Below are 17893 nucleotides of genomic sequence, written 5' to 3' on the forward strand. Positions count from 1 at the left end.
GAATTTATGGACATTAGACAGGTAACAGAAACCATTGCTATGATTGAGGAGCAGAACTTTGATGTTCGGACCATCACTATGGGCATCTCCCTTCTAGATTGTATTGATCCAGATATTGATAAGGCGGCAGAAAAAATCTACCAGAAGATTGTGACAAAGGCCAAGGACTTAGTAGCTGTTGGGGATGAGATTGCGGCAGAACTCGGCATCCCGATTGTGAACAAGCGGGTTTCGGTCACTCCGATTTCTATTATCGGGGCAGCAACCAATGCGACAGATTATGTGCCCTTTGCCAAGGCGTTGGATCGTGCGGCTAAAGAGATCGGAATTAACTTTATCGGTGGCTTCTCAGCCCTGGTTCAAAAAGGTTACCAAAAGGGGGATGAAATCCTCATCAATTCTATTCCTCGTGCCCTAGCAGAGACGGACTTTGTCTGCTCTTCAGTCAATATCGGATCGACCAAGACGGGGATCAATATGACCGCTGTCCGAGATATGGGCCGTATCATTAAAGAAGCCTCCCAAGCGGATCCAATGGGACCAGGGAAACTTGTTGTCTTTGCCAATGCAGTAGAGGACAATCCTTTTATGGCGGGTGCCTTCCACGGTGTTGGTGAAGCGGATGTTGTCATCAACGTTGGAGTTTCAGGTCCTGGTGTTGTCCAACGGGCGATTGAAAAAGTTTCTGGTGCAAGCTTTGATGTCTTGGCTGAAACAGTTAAGAAGACAGCCTTCAAGATTACTCGTGTCGGGCAACTGGTTGGTCAAATGGCTAGTGAACGTCTCGGTGTTGAGTTTGGAATTGTGGACTTGTCTCTTGCGCCAACACCAGCTGTTGGGGATTCGGTTGCCCGTGTCCTTGAGGCTATGGGGCTTGAAGTAGTAGGAACCCATGGAACTACTGCAGCGCTCGCTCTGCTCAATGACCAAGTGAAAAAAGGCGGCATCATGGCTTGTAACCAAGTCGGTGGTTTGTCAGGTGCCTTCATTCCGGTCTCAGAAGATGAGGGGATGATTGCGGCAGTCCAGTCAGGTCATATCAACCTGGAAAAATTGGAAGCCATGACAGCCATTTGTTCAGTCGGTCTGGATATGATTGCCATCCCAGCTGATACTCCAGCTACGACGATTGCGGCTATGATTGCCGATGAAGCAGCTATCGGAGTAATCAACCAAAAGACAACAGCGGTTCGGATTATTCCTTATGGAGAAGAAGGCGATATGTTAGAGCTTGGAGGACTTCTTGGCTCTGCTCCAGTGATGAAGGTCAACAAGGCTTCGTCAGCTGACTTTATTGCCCGTGGTGGTCAAATTCCGGCCCCAGTTCATAGTTTTAAAAATTAAAAAATGGCCCTGGCGCATGATGTTTGCTCAGGGCTTTTAATGTTGACCAAGGTAGTGAAAGTGAATCTAGTGGTCATCGCTGACAGTTTCCTTATAAAAAATGATATAATAGAAGAACGTAAAAGGAGATTACATGGCGAAAACAAGATTATTTATTATTCGGCATGGAAAAACCATGTTTAATACGATAGGTCGTGCCCAAGGTTGGTCGGATACGCCTTTAACTGCTCAAGGAGAAGAAGGTATCCGTGAATTGGGGGTTGGTTTGAGAGAATCTGGTTTGGACTTTGTCCGTGCTGTTTCCAGCGATTCCGGTCGCGCCATTCAAACCATGGGAATTGTTTTAGACGAGCTTGGGCTCACAGATCAGATTCCTTATACTTTCAATAAAAAGATCCGGGAATGGTGTTTTGGAAGTTTTGATGGCGCCTATGGAGGAGAGCTTTTCCGTGGAGTCGTTCCCCGTGTTCTGGATATAGAAGACTACAAGAAGTTAACACTAGAAGAGTTAGCGAATGGGATTTACCAAGTGGATACAGCCGGATGGGCTGAACCGTGGGATGTGTTGAAAAAACGCATTGTAGATGGTTTTGAAGAGATTGCTAAAGAAGTCGAAGCCAAGGGTGGTGGAAATGCCCTAATTGTCAGTCATAGCATGACCATCGGTTCCTTTGTGTGCATTTTAAATCCAGAGATAGAGTTGGATCCAAGGGTTGAAAATGGCAGTGTTACCCTGGTAGAATACGAAAATGGACGTTTCTCGATCCAAACCATCGGAGATGAGTCTTATCGCAAGCTGGGTGCTAACTGGTTAGCAACCCACTCAGAAGAACTTGATGTAAAAAAATAAGATACCTTATATAAAAAGATAACAATTGCAGGAGGATAAAAATGGCAAAGACAAAATTGTATATTGCCCGTCATGGAAAAACCATGTTTAATACCATTGGTCGTGCCCAAGGTTGGTCTGATAGCCCCTTGACGGAAGCTGGTGAACGAGGGATTCATGAATTGGGGATTGGGCTACGCCAAGCTGGTATTCCGTTTCAACAAGCTGTTTCCAGTGACTCGGGTCGAACCATTCAAACCATGGGAATTGTGTTAGAAGAATTAGGCTTGACTGGTAAAATTCCTTATCGCTATGATAAGCGTATTCGTGAATGGTGTTTTGGAAGCTTTGATGGAGCCTACGACGGGGAACTCTTTATGGGGGTTCTGCCACGTGTCTTTCGAGTCGATGATTTCCATCATTTAAGCTTGATGGAGTTAGCTGAAGGAATTGTCGAAGTGGATACAGCAGGCTGGGCGGAGTCCTGGGAAACTCTTCGAGATCGAATTTTGGATGGCTTTACGGCGATTGCCAAGGATGTCGAGTCTCAAGGTGGTGGCAACGCCATCGTGGTCAGTCATGGGATGACGATCAGTACCTTGATTTACCTGATTGATCCAAAAGCCTTCAAAGAATTGGTCTTGGACAATGGTAGTGTGACAGTTATTGAGTATGAGGATGGCCAATTTAAACTTGAAGCCGTTGGCGATCTGTCTTATCGTAAAGTTGGTGCACAGGAGTTAGAGGGAGAACATGAGTAAGTATCAGCGTGCAAAGAAAAAGAAAACAGGCTGGATTTGGTTTTTCTGCCTACTTCTGCTCCTTGTAGGTTCAGGAGTGGCTGTCTTCTATTTGAAACCTGAGTGGGTGCAATCACTTGCTTTTTGGGAACAAAAAACTGTACAGACAGCTCCGAAAAAGGTTGAAAAGAAGAAACAGGAGAAAAAGGAAGAAAAACCGAAGACAGACCTTCCGCAAGTTTCTAGCAAGGATTGGAACCTAGTCTTGGTCAACCGGGACAACAAGTTGGCTGAGCTGAATCCTCAGTTAGTCGACGTTGAAGAAATCAAGGTGGATAGTCGGATCGCAGAACAAACTAAGCAATTTTTAGCGGCGGCAAGGGCCATTGCTCCTGAGGAGTCCTTGATTTCCGGTTATCGAAGTGTAGAGGAGCAAACAGAACTTTTTAATGAGCGGATAGCTCAATTAGAAGCTACTGGGCTTCCTCATGAAGAGGCAGAACGTCAAGCACAAACACAAGTACAGGTCCCAGGGGCTAGTGAGCACCAGACAGGCCTTGCGATTGATATGAGTGCCCCAAATGGGCTATCCGAAGAGGTAGTGCAACAAATTATTGCCTTGGCGCCACAATATGGGTTTGTTCTCCGTTATCCAGAAGGGAAAAATGCGATCACGGGTGTGGACTATGAAAACTGGCACTTCCGCTACGTCGGTGTAGAAAATGCCCAGTATATGGTCAAGCACCAACTGGTCTTAGAAGAATATATTCAAAAGCTGAAAGAAGCAGGTTTATAGTTTTTTTGGCCTAGTATCGGTCTTAAGAATGATTTTTAGCACTCTTTAAAAAAGAGTGCTAATTTTTTGGATTTTTTTCTTGACTTTCTTTTGAGAGGGTGTATAATAGAATCATGGTTTAGCACTTGAGTGTTTAGAGTGCTAAAAATGAAAGAGAGGTGAGGTCATGGTTACAGAACGTCAAAATGAGATTTTAAATCTTGTCGTCGATATCTTTACCAAGACCCACGAACCGGTCGGTTCAAAAGCACTACAAGATGTCATTCAATCCAGTAGTGCGACCATCCGAAACGACATGGCTGCTCTCGAAAAGCAAGGGTTGCTAGAGAAAGCCCATACTTCGAGTGGCCGCATGCCTAGTCGAGCTGGTTTCCAATATTTCGTTCAGAACTCGCTCGATCTAGAGTTGATTGATGAACAAGATGTCTACCAGGTGGTGAAGGCCTTTGATTTCGAAGCCTTTAAGTTAGACGATATCTTGGATGCTACGGCCAAGTTACTAGCCCAGATGACGGGCTACACCGCAGTGATTCAGGATGTGGAGCCGACACGGCAGCGCTTGACGGGTTTTGAGATTGTTCCATTATCCAACCATGATGCCTTAGCAGTTCTGACCTTGGATGAATCAAAGCCTGTCACCGTACAGTTTGCTATTCCAAAGAATTTCTTAACCAGTGACTTGGAAATCTTCCATCAGCTGGTTCAAGAACGCTTCATTGGAAATACGGTCTTGGATATCCACTACCGCTTACGGACGGAGATTCCACAGATTGTACAGCGCTATTTCAAGACGACAGACAATGTCGTGGATCTATTCGATTACGTCTTCTCGCAACTGTTTCAAGAACTGGTCTTTGTAGAAGGAAAGGTTTCATCTTTGAGTTATGCCGATCTTCAGACCTATCAGTTCTTAGATAATCCCCAACACGTAGCCTTGGAGTTACGAGGAGGAATGCCGGAAGACCAAATGACCCAGATCCTGGTTGCGGAATCCCAAGAGAAGGCCTTGAAAAATGTGACGGTGATTAGTCACAAGTTCCTGGTTCCTTATCGTGGGATGGCCCTCATGCATGTGATTGGTCCCGTAGAGATGGATTACAGGCGGGTGATTAGTCTGGTCAATGTTATCGGCCGAGTGTTGGTCATGAAGTTGACGGATTACTACCGTTACCTCAACAGCAACCATTATGAAGTAAATTAAGACCAAATGAAAGGGGTGTATGCCTTGACAGAAGATATCAAAAAAGAAGACGTGAAAGAAGAGGAAGTTGCCGAGACAACTGAAGAAGTTGTAGAGGAAAGCAACCAACCTTCTGAGTTAGAAGAAGCACAAGCGCGTGCCGAGGAATTTGAAAACAAATACCTTCGTGCTCATGCAGAAATGCAAAACATTCAGCGCCGTGCCAATGAAGAACGTCAGCAATTACAAAAATACCGTAGCCAAGATTTGGCAAAAGCGATCTTACCATCACTAGACAACCTCGAACGTGCCCTCGCCGTCGAAGGATTGACAGATGATGTGAAGAAGGGCTTGGAAATGGTCCAAGAAAGTTTGGTACATGCTCTGAAAGAAGAAGGAATTGAAGAAATTGCAGCAGACGGAGAATTTGACCATAACTACCACATGGCTATCCAAACCTTGCCTGCAGATAATGAACATCCAGCAGACACTATCGCACAAGTCTTCCAAAAAGGCTACAAACTCCATGACCGCATCCTGCGCCCAGCCATGGTAGTTGTCTACAATTAGGCTAGAAAACTTAAAAAATCTTGTCCGAAACGACACTAAACTATGAAAGAAAGATAAGATGCAAGCCGGAGGCTTGCAAGGAAGATATTTCCCGCCGTGGTGAAAGTTTCAGTAGCTTGTGCTACTGAAACAGGGGATTTTTGAGACAGTAGGCTTAAAAATAAGTGATGAAATCCCGAAGGGAGTTGCTCACGTCCCCACCACTTAAGGGAAATATCAAAAAAAGAAGAAAAATCAACAAGGAGAAAAACATATGTCTAAAATTATCGGTATTGACTTAGGTACAACAAACTCAGCAGTAGCAGTTCTTGAAGGAACTGAATCAAAAATCATCGCGAACCCAGAAGGAAATCGCACAACTCCATCTGTAGTGTCATTCAAAAACGGTGAAATCATCGTTGGTGACGCTGCAAAACGTCAAGCAGTGACAAACCCAGATACAGTCATCTCTATCAAATCTAAGATGGGGACTTCTGAAAAGGTTTCTGCTAACGGTAAAGAATACACTCCACAAGAAATCTCAGCAATGATCCTTCAATACTTGAAAGGTTACGCTGAAGAATACCTTGGTGAAAAAGTAACGAAGGCTGTTATTACAGTTCCAGCTTACTTTAACGATGCTCAACGTCAAGCAACTAAAGACGCTGGTAAAATCGCTGGTCTTGAAGTAGAACGTATCGTCAACGAACCAACTGCAGCAGCTCTTGCTTATGGTTTGGACAAGACTGACAAAGAAGAAAAAATCTTGGTATTTGACCTTGGTGGTGGTACATTCGACGTATCTATCCTTGAACTCGGTGATGGTGTCTTTGATGTATTGGCAACTGCAGGGGACAACAAACTCGGTGGTGACGACTTTGACCAAAAAATCATTGACCACTTGGTAGCAGAATTCAAGAAAGAAAACGGCATTGACTTGTCAACAGACAAGATGGCTCTTCAACGTTTGAAAGACGCAGCTGAAAAAGCTAAGAAAGACCTTTCTGGTGTGACTTCAACTCAAATCAGCTTGCCATTCATCACTGCTGGTGAGGCTGGACCTCTTCACTTGGAAATGACTTTGACTCGTGCGAAATTTGATGATTTGACTCGTGACCTTGTAGAACGTACAAAAGTTCCAGTTCGCCAAGCCCTTTCAGATGCAGGTTTGAGCTTGTCAGAAATCGATGAAGTGATCCTTGTTGGTGGTTCAACTCGTATCCCTGCCGTTGTAGAAGCTGTTAAAGCTGAAACTGGTAAAGAACCAAACAAATCAGTAAACCCTGATGAAGTAGTTGCTATGGGTGCTGCGATCCAAGGTGGTGTGATCACTGGTGATGTGAAAGATGTTGTCCTTCTTGACGTAACACCATTGTCACTTGGTATCGAAACAATGGGTGGTGTCTTCACAAAACTCATCGAGCGCAACACAACAATTCCTACATCTAAATCACAAGTCTTCTCAACTGCAGCAGATAACCAACCAGCCGTTGATATCCACGTTCTTCAAGGTGAACGCCCTATGGCAGCAGATAACAAGACTCTTGGACGTTTCCAATTGACTGATATCCCAGCTGCACCTCGTGGTATCCCTCAAATCGAAGTAACATTTGATATCGACAAGAACGGTATCGTATCTGTTAAGGCAAAAGATCTTGGAACTCAAAAAGAACAAACAATTGTTATCCAATCAAACTCAGGTTTGACTGACGAAGAAATCGACCGCATGATGAAAGATGCAGAAGCAAACGCTGAAGCAGATAAGAAACGTAAAGAAGAAGTTGACCTTCGTAACGAAGTAGACCAAGCAATCTTTGCGACTGAAAAGACAATCAAAGAAACTGAAGGTAAAGGCTTCGATGCAGAACGTGATGCTGCCCAAGCTGCCCTCGATGAGCTTAAGAAAGCCCAAGAAGACAACAACTTGGACGAAATGAAAGCAAAACTTGAAGCATTGAACGAAAAAGCTCAAGGACTTGCCGTTAAACTCTACGAACAAGCCGCAGCAGCGCAACAAGCCCAAGCAGGAGCAGAAGGCGCACAAGCAACAGGAAACGCAGGCGATGACGTCGTAGACGGAGAGTTTACTGAAAAGTAAAACAATCCAGTGGATTGTTTTAGCGGAACCTCCTGAAATAAAGAAAGGTTCCGAGATTTTAGGATTCCTTTAATCCGAAACTCAATTCAGCATTACTAGTTTGATTTTTAAAACTTAAACTAGTAAGTATAGGAAGAAATCCAGAGGTTGCAACTCAGCCTCTGTTTTTCGGTAAAATAGAGGATGTTGCGTATGAAAAAAGTACTTTGTATCATTTATCCTAATTTTTCTCTTTATGAGATAACCGCTTTAACAAGTACTTTAGCTCTGTCTTTTGACGTCACGATTGATTATGTCGCTTCAGATCATTCGATAGTGGTCTCTGAGGATGGTTTGCCCTGTCAACCGACCAAAACACTAGATCAGATCCGTATAGAAGAGTATTCTTGTGTGATTTTGCCAGGAATGGTAAACATAGGACCTGCCCTACAGGATGAGAAATTGATTTCGTTCTTGAGGAACCTTGGTGAGCAAGATATCCTCATTGCCGCCATTTCTTCAGCGCCTCTTTTATTGGCGAAAGCAGGCTTGTTGAAGGATACGAAATTTACAGGTGGAATTTGGCAAAACTTCTTTGACTATTTTGAATTTCTTCCACGTGAAAATTTCCAACCGAAAGTTCTTGTGCAAGATAAACAAATCATTACGGCTATTGGTTTTGCGCATCAAGAGTTTGCAAGGAAAGTGATTCTAAGTTTAGGGTTGGCAGAGAATACGGATAACTATTTTAAAGAACAGAACGAGTACGCTGAAGAGGATTTGATATTTACTCTATCAGACCAAGAATTTGAACAAGTGAAGCGAAGTATAGAAAATATCCTCTAAAGATTTACTTATAAATTATAGAAAGGAACAAAGAGTGTTCGGGGAATTGAACCCGAGCGGAAAGCTTGGAAATTAGATAAACCGCCTAAGAAATCAGGATTTCTTGTCGGTTTCCTAAATTTCAGTCGCTTTCTGTTCGCTCTTAGTATCTTGTATGAACAATACTGAATTTTATGACCGTTTGGGCGTTTCAAAGAATGCGTCTCAGGATGAGATCAAGAAAGCCTATCGGAAATTATCTAAAAAATATCACCCAGATATCAACAAGGAGCCTGGTGCTGAGGAAAAGTACAAGGAAGTTCAAGAAGCTTATGAGACTTTGAGCGACGAACAAAAGCGGGCAGCCTATGACCAATACGGTGCTGCAGGAGCCAACGGTGGTTTTGGCGGCTTTGGTGGTGGAGCTGGTGGTTTCGGTGGTTTTGATGGCACTGGCTTTGGTGGCTTTGAAGACATTTTCTCAAGCTTCTTTGGAGGTGGTGGTGCGAGCCGTAATCCGAATGCTCCACGTCAGGGAGATGATCTTCAGTACCGCGTAAACCTCAAGTTTGAAGAAGCCATCTTTGGAACTGAGAAGGAAGTGAAGTACCATCGGGAAGCCAGCTGTCGGACATGTGATGGCACTGGAGCTAAACCAGGAACAAGCCCAGTAACTTGTGGACGCTGTCATGGTTCTGGGGTTATCAATGTGGATACGCAAACCCCGCTTGGGATGATGCGCCGTCAAATCACCTGTGATGTCTGTCATGGACGTGGTAAAGAAATTAAAGATCCTTGTACAACCTGTCATGGGACTGGTCACGAGAAGCAAGCTCACAGTGTCAATGTGAAAATCCCTGCTGGGGTCGAAACTGGGCAACAAATCCGCCTCTCTGGTCAAGGAGAAGCTGGCTTTAATGGAGGGCCATACGGAGATCTCTATGTGGTGGTCAACGTTGAGCCGAGCGACAAATTCGAGCGTGATGGATCAACCATCTACTATAAATTGAACTTGAACGTTGTTCAGGCTGCTCTTGGGGATACGGTCCATGTTCCAACAGTTCACGGCGATGTTGACTTGGTCATTCCTGAAGGAACCCAGACAGGTAAGAAATTCCGCCTTCGCGGAAAAGGTGCTCCGAGCTTACGTGGTGGTGCCGTGGGAGACCAATATGTATCTGTTAATGTGGTGACACCAACAGGTCTAAATGACAAGCAAAAAGAAGCCCTTCGTGCATTTGCGGAAGCAAGTGATTTGAAGGTCAACCCAAAGAAAAAAGGCTTCTTTGATAAGGTTAAAGATGCCTTGGATGATTTATAAAATAAAAGAAGATTTGGTTTTTCCAATCTTCTTTTTTTATCAAGAAAAACACCTCCGAAACCAAAGGCTTCAGAGGTGTGGCAAAAGAATCAAATTAAACAAGACCTTGGGCAATCATCGCATTTGCGACATTTTCAAAGGCTGCGATATTAGCACCCGCAAGGTAATCTTTACCAAGACCGTAGGTTTCTGCAGTTGTTTTAGCAGTGTTGAAGATGTTGGTCATGATGTCTTTCAAGCGTCCATCCACTTCTTCACGTGTCCATGAAAGGCGGAGGCTGTTTTGGCTCATTTCAAGAGCAGATACAGCAACCCCACCAGCATTGGCAGCTTTAGCAGGTCCGTAAAGGATGCCGTTTTCTTTGTAGACTTTGATCGCATCAAGGTCGCTAGGCATGTTGGCTCCTTCAGAAACAACTTTTACCCCTTGAGCAACCAAGCGTTTAGCAGCTTCACCGTTGATCTCGTTTTGAGTTGCACATGGAAGAGCGATATCATAGTTACCAGCGTAAGTCCATACAGATCCTTCGTAGTAAGTAGCAGTTGGTTTTTCTGCAGCATACTCAGTCAAACGAGCACGACGTTTTTCTTTGACGTCTGTCAGAAGGTCAAAGTCAATACCGTTTTCGTCGATCACGTAACCGTTTGAGTCAGATACAGAGATAACAGTTGCACCAAGTTCAGTTGCTTTTTGAAGAGCGTATTGGGCAACGTTACCAGAACCTGAGATCACGACTTTCTTACCAGCAAAGCTGTCGCCATAGGCTTTGAGCATTTCCTCCGTATAGTAAACCAAACCATAACCAGTTGCTTCTGGACGGATCAAGCTACCCCCGAAACCAAGAGGTTTACCAGTCAAGACACCAGCATCAAATTGGCGAAGGCGTTTGTATTGACCGTAAAGGTAACCAATCTCACGTCCACCAACCCCGATATCACCAGCTGGGACATCAAGAGAAGGACCGATGTGTTTTTGCAATTCAGTCATGAAGCTTTGGCAGAAACGCATCACTTCAGCATCTGTTTTCCCTTTAGGATCGAAGTCAGATCCACCTTTACCACCACCGATAGGAAGACCAGTCAAAACGTTTTTAAAGATTTGTTCGAAGCCGAGGAATTTCAAGATCCCTTGGTTTACAGTTGGGTGGAAACGAAGTCCGCCTTTGTAAGGACCGACAGCTGAGTTGAATTGAACACGGTAACCACGGTTAACTTGAACTTTTCCGTCACGGTCAACCCAAGGAACACGGAAGCTAATCACGCGCTCAGGCTCAGTGATACGTGCCAAGATGTTTTCTTCGATGTATTCTGGATGTTTTTCAAATACAGGTTCCAAAGTGCTGAAGAACTCTTCAACAGCTTGAAGGAATTCCGCTTCATGGCCGTTGCGAGCTTTTACGGTTTCGAAAGTGCTTTGGATATATTCTTTTGCAGTTGTCATCATGTTTCTCCTTTTTTCATTGAAACGAATTCCAGCAGGTTAGCGAACTTACTGGTATATGGAGGCACTGCTGAAAGCAATGTCATGTTTTATTACGTCGATAATTATAGCAGACTTTTTTTGACTTGTAAAGAAAAAAGTTGAATTTTCTGAAAATTTTCACAACTGCCTATGAAGTGGGAAAAAATGGATGCGAAAGGACGATAGGATTGGAAAAATGTCTGATTTTTCCCCTCTATATAGAAAATAAAAGGATAACGTTTAAGGTGATTTTTTCTATTTCCGTACGTTTCTTGCTCTTTTTTGGTTTTCTAGTCATGAATCCTCCTTTTCGTGCTATAATGGCTGTAAGAATTCATTTCAAGGAGAAGAAGATGGTATCGACAAAGACGCAAATTGCTGGTTTTGAATTTGATAACTGCCTGATGAATGCGGCAGGTGTGGCCTGTATGACCACTGAGGAATTAGAGGAAGTGAAGAATTCGGCTGCTGGGACCTTTGTGACCAAGACAGCTACCTTGGAGATCCGTGCTGGAAATCCAGAGCCACGCTACCAAGATGTCCCACTTGGCTCGATCAATTCGATGGGGCTACCTAACCAAGGCTTGGACTATTATTTGAATTACCTATTGGAGTTGCAAGAAACGGATCCTGACCGGACTTTCTTCCTATCTCTTGTCGGTATGTCTCCTGAGGAAACCCATACCATCTTGAAAAAGGTGCAAGAAAGTGATTTTAAAGGTTTGACTGAATTGAACCTTTCCTGCCCCAATGTCCCAGGGAAACCTCAGATCGCCTATGATTTTGAGACGACAGATCGGATCTTGTCAGAGGTCTTTGCCTATTTCACCAAACCTCTTGGCATCAAGTTGCCACCTTATTTTGATATCGTTCATTTTGACCAAGCAGCAGCAATCTTTAACAAATATCCGCTCAAGTTTGTCAACTGTGTCAACTCAATCGGTAATGGACTTTACATCGAGGATGAATCCGTGGTGATCCGTCCTAAGAACGGATTTGGTGGGATTGGTGGCGAATACATCAAACCAACTGCTCTGGCTAATGTCCATGCCTTTTACCAACGGTTAAATCCAGAAATTCAGATTGTGGGGACTGGGGGCGTCTTGACTGGTCGCGATGCCTTTGAACATATCCTTTGTGGCGCGAGTATGGTACAAATCGGAACCACGCTTCATAAAGAAGGAGTGGGGGCTTTTGAACGCATTACTGCGGAGCTTAAAGCTATCATGGAAGAAAAAGGCTACCAAAGCCTGGAAGATTTCCGTGGGAAACTGCACTACATTGACTAATCTTTCGAGAAGAACTTCCTCAAGTGGAAACTTGGGGAAGTTTTTTATGAGAGTGGGACAGAAATCGGTAATTCGTTAGAATTCGATTTCGTCGTCCCACCTCCGCACAGTTGAGTAGGGCTGTAAAAGCTGATGAAATCAGCGTAGTAGAGTCCACTCAACCACTGCGTCTTGCTCGACAATCTAGAAACAATTGAGAGGCTAGGACTTTTGTCCCAGCCTCATTCTGTTCCTAGTTTTAGAGATTTTCCATTTTTATAGAGAGAAAAAGGTGTACAATGGAGGTGAAAAGGAAGGTGATTTCGATGGGAGAAAGGGATGTGATTCAAGAGGCGAGGACGAAGATCGAAACTCTCCAAACAGCCTTTTCTAGGGAATGCAAAGCCAGTCCTGATGCCTTTCGATTTAAAGAAAATCTAGATCAGATGTTGAAAGTTTTATTGAAGGCTAGGCAGGTAGACAACCGCCTGTTGATCGAGTTGGAAAAGTTTTATCAGACCGCCAGTCTATTGATTGGTCTGGGTGGGCTAGCATTGAACGAAGAAGCTTTTCAAGCTTGGCGAGCTTATGATCACTGGCATTACGAGGTTGTGAAGTCTCAGTTACAGGTCTACGGACTGACGGTGGTTCTTTAATCTTGGTAATGATGTTTAGGAACATCAGATGATTGAGAGGAGGTGTGGGACATGTCTCTCATGCATGATTTTTTCCATCAGTTTTTAGTATCTCTACGGAATCTTGGTTTCTCGCTCTTTTTCTTATTTGAAAAATAAGTGGGAATGCCTTTATCCCTTTTACTAGTATAGTAGAAGGGATTTTTGATGCAGAATCCTTGAAAATCTGAGGCTCTTGGATTATGATGGAGCTAATAGATGTTAAGCGTTCCTCTTAGGGAATGCAGGAAGCGAGGAAAAAAGATGGCAGAGATTTATCTAGCAGGTGGCTGTTTTTGGGGCTTAGAGGAGTATTTCTCTCGGATCCCCGGTATAGAAAAGACGACGGTGGGCTATGCCAATGGCCAGGTAGAAACGACCAATTACCAATTGATCAAGGAAACGGATCACGCAGAGACCGTACAAGTCGTCTATGATCCAGACAAGATTACTCTACGAGCGATTCTGCTCTACTTTTTCCGTGTGATTGATCCCTTGTCCATTAACAAACAGGGAAATGATCGAGGCCGCCAATACCGAACCGGTGTTTATTACCTAGATGAGGCAGATCGTCAGGTGATCGCCCACCTGTTTGCGGAGCAAGAAGAGCAACTGGGGCGCAAGATTGCGGTGGAGTTAGAGCCCTTGCGTCACTACATCCTGGCTGAGGACTACCACCAAGACTACCTCAAGAAGAATCCTGGGGGTTATTGCCATATCGATGTGACGGATGCAGCCCAACCCTTGATTGATCCGGCAGCTTATCAGAAGCCAGATCAAGAAACCTTAAAAGCGAAACTGACAGCAGAGCAGTACCAAGTCACTCAGGAGAGTGCGACGGAACGCCCGTTCCACAATGTCTATGATCAGACCTTTGAAGAGGGCATCTATGTGGATATTACGACTGGGGAGCCTCTCTTCTTTGCCAAGGATAAGTTTGCGTCTGGCTGTGGCTGGCCAAGTTTCTCCCGTCCCATTGCCAAAGATGTCGTCCACTATTACCAGGATCATAGCCACGGAATGGAGCGGATCGAAGTTCGTTCCCGCTCAGGCAATGCCCATCTAGGACATGTCTTCACCGATGGACCAAAAGACCAAGGTGGCCTACGCTATTGTATCAATTCAGCCTCTCTGCGCTTTATTCCAAAAGAGGAAATGGAGCAAGAAGGTTATGGTTATTTGTTAAAGGCTTTGAAATAAGAGGGCCTTTCTAGTAGATCGAAAAACGGAGTTTATGATGAAAAATAGAAATTTGTGGTTAACAATTTTTTCACTTTCGGCTATGGTAACTCTGATTGGATTAGGATTTACTGCCTATAATCATTTTGTATTCCATCAACCTTTTATGAATCGGACGACAAAAGGGTTGATTTCGGCCTTTTTCCTAAGTCTTGTCATGGTTGCGATTAGCTTGTCCAAATCAAACGATAAGAAGTGATGATCGATCATATACATGGATCAATCAACTGTGTAGGAGCAGAACAAAGAAGCAGTTCTAAACAATGGCGCTTCTGTCCTGCTCTCTTTTTTCTCTTCTTAAAATTTGTGATACAATGAAGGGAAAGCATTTCAATGAATACTAGGTTTGATGTGGTTTTAGTGGCTCATTGTATAAACCTGAGATGATTAGAGAAGTGTGAGAATGTAAAAGGTACCATCAAGATGCTAGGGAGAGGCCTTTGAGAAGTGCAAGAGAAATAGGAAGAGAAGATGATGAAGAATTGGAAGGATCTCTTAAAGAGATGGAGCGAGCTTGGGAAAGATATCCTCAGGATGCTCAACGACTGGCTTGATATTGGCTTGGGAAAGGTGACCGCTTTTCGCCTGACCAACGAACAGTTTGTCTATGGTTTGCTGATTACAGTATTTGCGGCAGCAAATCTGGTCTTGTGGGTTCAAAAATGGAATGGTTTTCCCATTACAGCGCTAGAAATGCCGGAAGTCGTTGAAAAGCAAGAAGAAATTCATCCAGATCAGTTACCGCATACGGCTCGGATCATGGCAAATGGAGATCAACTCTATCATGACTTGATTTATATGAGCGCCGCCAAGGAAGATGGAAGCTATGATTTTTCTGAGAATTATCACTATGCTCAGGAATGGTTAAAGCAAGGGAATCTGGTCTTGGGGGATTTTGAAGGGACCATTAATCCGGATTATGGGCTTTCGGGCTATCCGATTTTCAATGCCCCTGGGGAGGTAGTTGCTTCGATTAAGGAGGCAGGCTATCAGGTGATGGATCTGGGACATAACCATATCCTCGATTCTGGCTTGGAAGGGCTGTTTTCGACTGCCAAGGCTTTTGAAGACGCGGGGATCCAAACGGTTGGTGTCTACCCACATGAGACGCGGGATCAAGCCCCTATCCTGATCAAGGAGGTAAATGGGATCAAGATTGCGATTTTGGCCTATTCCTACGGGTTTAATGGGATGGAATATAATCTAGAACAAGAGGACTATGACAACCGTCTATCGGACCTCAATGAGGAGCGGATGCGTCAAGAAATCCAAAAAGCGGAGATGGAAGCGGACATGACCATTGTCATGCCTCAGATGGGAAATGAATATGAGTTAGAGCCATCAGAGGAACAAAAGGAGCTATACCATAAGATGATTTCTTGGGGGGCGGATATCGTCTTGGGTGGTCATCCTCATGTTGTCCAGCCTGCTGAGATTGTGGATAAGGATGGGCAACAGAAATTGATTGTTTATTCTATGGGGAATTTCCTTTCCAATCAGCGGATGGAAACCATGGAAGGGATAGACAATGCGCAATGGACCGAACGGGGTGTCCTGATGGATATCACCATTGAGAAGGTAGGGCGCAAGACACGGATCAAAACGGCCACAGCTCATCCTACTTGGGTCAACCGGACGCCAAAGGACAGTTATTCTCCTGAAGGTTATGAACTCTATCATTTCCAGACCTATATCTTGGAGGACTGGATTGAAGGCGGCAAGTACCGGAACCAATTGGATGATGAAACAAAGGCGCGTGTCGATACAGCCTACCAGGAAGTGAAGGAACGTGTGAATCTGAATTGGCAGTAGGAAGGGGCGAAGGTAGGAATGGATAAACTTGGATGGTTACCAATTGGATTTGTTGGACTGATCATCATTATGGTTCTAACAAATCGGATATCAACGATTCGTCTGAGAAAAAAATTAGCCAAGGCTTGGGAGGGAAAACCTTTTTTTATAAAAAATGATAGTGAAGAGAGTTTAGTGGAAACGATGCTTTTGGCATCTACACTCCAGCCAACGGATAGTCAAGTAGATGATCAAACTTGGCATGATTTAGACATGCATAGAGTCTTTGATCAGCTAAACTGTACACAGTCTAGTATAGGGGCTGAGGCCTTGTATCAGAAGATGCGTTTGATAAACTTTCAACCAGATGCATCTTTGCAGGAGTTAGAAGATTTCTTTGAACATCACCCGGATCTCCGTCTGAAGGTTCAGGTTGTTATGAACCAGTTAGGAAAAAAGAACCACAATATGGCTAGAAGTATTGTGGCGAATCCAGGGAAGCAAGATTCGAGGATCTATCTTTCTCTCTATCTTTTTTTAGCGTGTTTGCCAGTCCTCTCTCTTTTCTTTCTTCCGTTTTTTCAAATTCAAGCCATGTCAGTCTTGATAGCGAGTGTGACGTTTAATATCATTTTTTCGAGCATTCGGAATTGGTCGAATAAAATGCGCTTGGATCAAGTTAGTTACCTGGTTCGCATCTTTGCTTCAGCGGAAAAGTTGAGCCGTCTAGCGCTACCAAAACAAGAAGCCCTCAAACAGGCTATCCAACCATTTAAGAAGACGAAAGTCATTTCCAGTATCTTACAAAGTCCAACAGGAAGCTCCGAGATGGAAATTATCCTGATTTACCTTAATTTTCTTTTCTTAATTCCTCAGATTGCTCAAATCTATATCTATCAGCAAGTGAGGACTCATCAGAAAGAAGCGCAGGAAACAATCAATCTTTTGGGCGAATTGGAAGTAGCCATCAGCCTTCTACGCCATAAGCGTGATGGTAATTTGGTTTGTCATCCCAATTTTAAGGAAGAAGCTGGGATTAAAGGAAAGGGGATATACCATCCTTTACTAGCAGATCCAGTTGCTAACGACGTTAGTTTTGAAAAAAATATGGTGATTAGTGGGGATAATGCCTCCGGGAAATCCACTTATTTGAAAATGGTAGCCATTAACTGTATTTTAGCGCAGGGCTTGGGCTTCGCTTATGGTGACAGTTTGGAGCTTTCTTATGGACATGTCATGACCTCTATGGATGTCAGCGATGATATCGAGGTTGGAGATAGTTATTTTATTACAGAGAGCAAAACAATTCTCCGAATGATTGAGAGTCTGGAAAAGTCAGATTTTCATTATTTCTTTATTGATGAACTCTTTAAGGGAACCAATACCATTGAGCGAATTGGGTCTGGCTTAGGGATTGTCCGCTGGCTATCGAGACACGATTGCTTGTATATGATTTCGAGTCATGATATTGAGCTAGTTGCGGCATCTGGTGCAGTAAATGATAATTATCATTTTGACAGTTGCTATGTTGACGGGAAAATCGTCTTTGATTATCAGATAAAGCAGGGAGCAGCAGTAACGAAGAATGCGGTCAATACATTAAAAAGCCTCCATTTTCCTTCAGAAATCACTCAAACTTCCCAAGAATTAATTGGACAATATGAAAAGACAGGGAAATGGTCTTTGAATAGAATGTTGAGTGATAAAGAGGAAGGTTGCTAGGCTTTATCAGACCTTCTGTTGTAAAAAATTAAAAGCACATAAAACGCAAACTTCACTTGTGTTTTATGTGCTTTTA

At 43.8% G+C, this 17893-nt stretch carries 16 protein-coding genes; 15 read left to right on the plus strand and 1 reads right to left on the minus strand.

All coding sequences use genetic code 11. The features are described 5' to 3' along the window. Window positions 1–6 precede the first annotated feature (6 nt). The 9 genes from ACOXXR_RS01515 (at window position 7) to dnaJ (ending at window position 9661) form a co-directional block, all read left to right on the plus strand. On the plus strand, window positions 7–1344 hold the full coding sequence (locus tag ACOXXR_RS01515) for a PFL family protein (RefSeq protein ID WP_135782814.1): 1338 nt from the start codon (window positions 7–9) through the stop codon (window positions 1342–1344). Window positions 1345–1477: 133 nt separating this feature from the next. Beyond that, the gene (locus ACOXXR_RS01520) at window positions 1478–2194 is read left to right on the plus strand and encodes a histidine phosphatase family protein (protein WP_135782813.1); all 717 of its coding nucleotides are present in this window, start codon (window positions 1478–1480) and stop codon (window positions 2192–2194) included. A gap of 41 nt (window positions 2195–2235) precedes the next feature. Then, complete coding sequence (locus ACOXXR_RS01525) at window positions 2236–2934, plus strand: histidine phosphatase family protein (RefSeq protein ID WP_135782812.1); 699 nt, start codon at window positions 2236–2238, stop codon at window positions 2932–2934. Further along, window positions 2927–3709, plus strand: a complete 783-nt coding sequence (locus tag ACOXXR_RS01530) for a M15 family metallopeptidase (protein WP_445278595.1) — start codon at window positions 2927–2929, stop codon at window positions 3707–3709. Before ACOXXR_RS01525 ends, ACOXXR_RS01530 begins: the two co-directional genes overlap by 8 nt. A gap of 166 nt (window positions 3710–3875) precedes the next feature. After that, on the plus strand, window positions 3876–4910 hold the full coding sequence (gene hrcA / locus ACOXXR_RS01535) for a heat-inducible transcriptional repressor HrcA (protein WP_445278596.1): 1035 nt from the start codon (window positions 3876–3878) through the stop codon (window positions 4908–4910). A gap of 24 nt (window positions 4911–4934) precedes the next feature. Next, window positions 4935–5459: a nucleotide exchange factor GrpE gene (gene grpE / locus ACOXXR_RS01540; RefSeq protein WP_312023212.1), complete on the plus strand. Its 525-nt coding sequence runs from the start codon at window positions 4935–4937 to the stop codon at window positions 5457–5459. A gap of 253 nt (window positions 5460–5712) precedes the next feature. Beyond that, complete coding sequence (gene dnaK, locus ACOXXR_RS01545; RefSeq protein ID WP_445278597.1) at window positions 5713–7536, plus strand: molecular chaperone DnaK; 1824 nt, start codon at window positions 5713–5715, stop codon at window positions 7534–7536. Between the two features lie 192 nt (window positions 7537–7728). Next, on the plus strand, window positions 7729–8361 hold the full coding sequence (locus ACOXXR_RS01550; RefSeq protein WP_445278598.1) for a DJ-1/PfpI family protein: 633 nt from the start codon (window positions 7729–7731) through the stop codon (window positions 8359–8361). 154 nt (window positions 8362–8515) lie between these two features. Beyond that, entirely contained in the window at window positions 8516–9661 is a 1146-nt protein-coding gene (gene dnaJ, locus ACOXXR_RS01555) for a molecular chaperone DnaJ (RefSeq protein WP_445278599.1), read from the plus strand. Between the two features lie 94 nt (window positions 9662–9755). Here dnaJ and gdhA read toward each other — a convergent pair whose 3' ends face one another. Continuing rightward, window positions 9756–11102 carry an NADP-specific glutamate dehydrogenase gene (gene gdhA / locus ACOXXR_RS01560; RefSeq protein ID WP_445278600.1) on the minus strand — a complete coding sequence of 449 codons (1347 nt, stop codon included), beginning with the start codon at window positions 11100–11102 and terminating at the stop codon, window positions 9756–9758. Window positions 11103–11476: 374 nt separating this feature from the next. On the opposite strand from gdhA, the gene ACOXXR_RS01565 reads away from it, so the two are divergent. From ACOXXR_RS01565 to ACOXXR_RS01590, 6 genes are all read left to right on the plus strand, one after another. Further along, the gene (locus tag ACOXXR_RS01565; RefSeq protein WP_445278601.1) at window positions 11477–12412 is read left to right on the plus strand and encodes a dihydroorotate oxidase; all 936 of its coding nucleotides are present in this window, start codon (window positions 11477–11479) and stop codon (window positions 12410–12412) included. Between the two features lie 278 nt (window positions 12413–12690). Then, window positions 12691–13047, plus strand: a complete 357-nt coding sequence (locus tag ACOXXR_RS01570; RefSeq protein WP_445278602.1) for a helicase BlpT — start codon at window positions 12691–12693, stop codon at window positions 13045–13047. 282 nt (window positions 13048–13329) lie between these two features. Continuing rightward, on the plus strand, window positions 13330–14265 hold the full coding sequence (msrB, locus tag ACOXXR_RS01575; RefSeq protein WP_414285555.1) for a peptide-methionine (R)-S-oxide reductase MsrB: 936 nt from the start codon (window positions 13330–13332) through the stop codon (window positions 14263–14265). A 37-nt stretch (window positions 14266–14302) separates the two neighbouring features. Next, window positions 14303–14503 (plus strand): hypothetical protein, encoded by a 201-nt coding sequence (locus tag ACOXXR_RS01580; RefSeq protein WP_373689711.1) that lies wholly within the window; start codon window positions 14303–14305, stop codon window positions 14501–14503. Window positions 14504–14838: 335 nt separating this feature from the next. Next, on the plus strand, window positions 14839–16116 hold the full coding sequence (locus ACOXXR_RS01585) for a CapA family protein (protein ID WP_445278860.1): 1278 nt from the start codon (window positions 14839–14841) through the stop codon (window positions 16114–16116). Window positions 16117–16134: 18 nt separating this feature from the next. Further along, window positions 16135–17817, plus strand: a complete 1683-nt coding sequence (locus ACOXXR_RS01590; RefSeq protein ID WP_445278603.1) for a MutS-related protein — start codon at window positions 16135–16137, stop codon at window positions 17815–17817. The last annotated feature ends 76 nt before the right edge of the window (window positions 17818–17893 follow it).

The sequence above is a fragment of the Streptococcus sp. KHUD_013 genome (assembly GCF_052588545.1).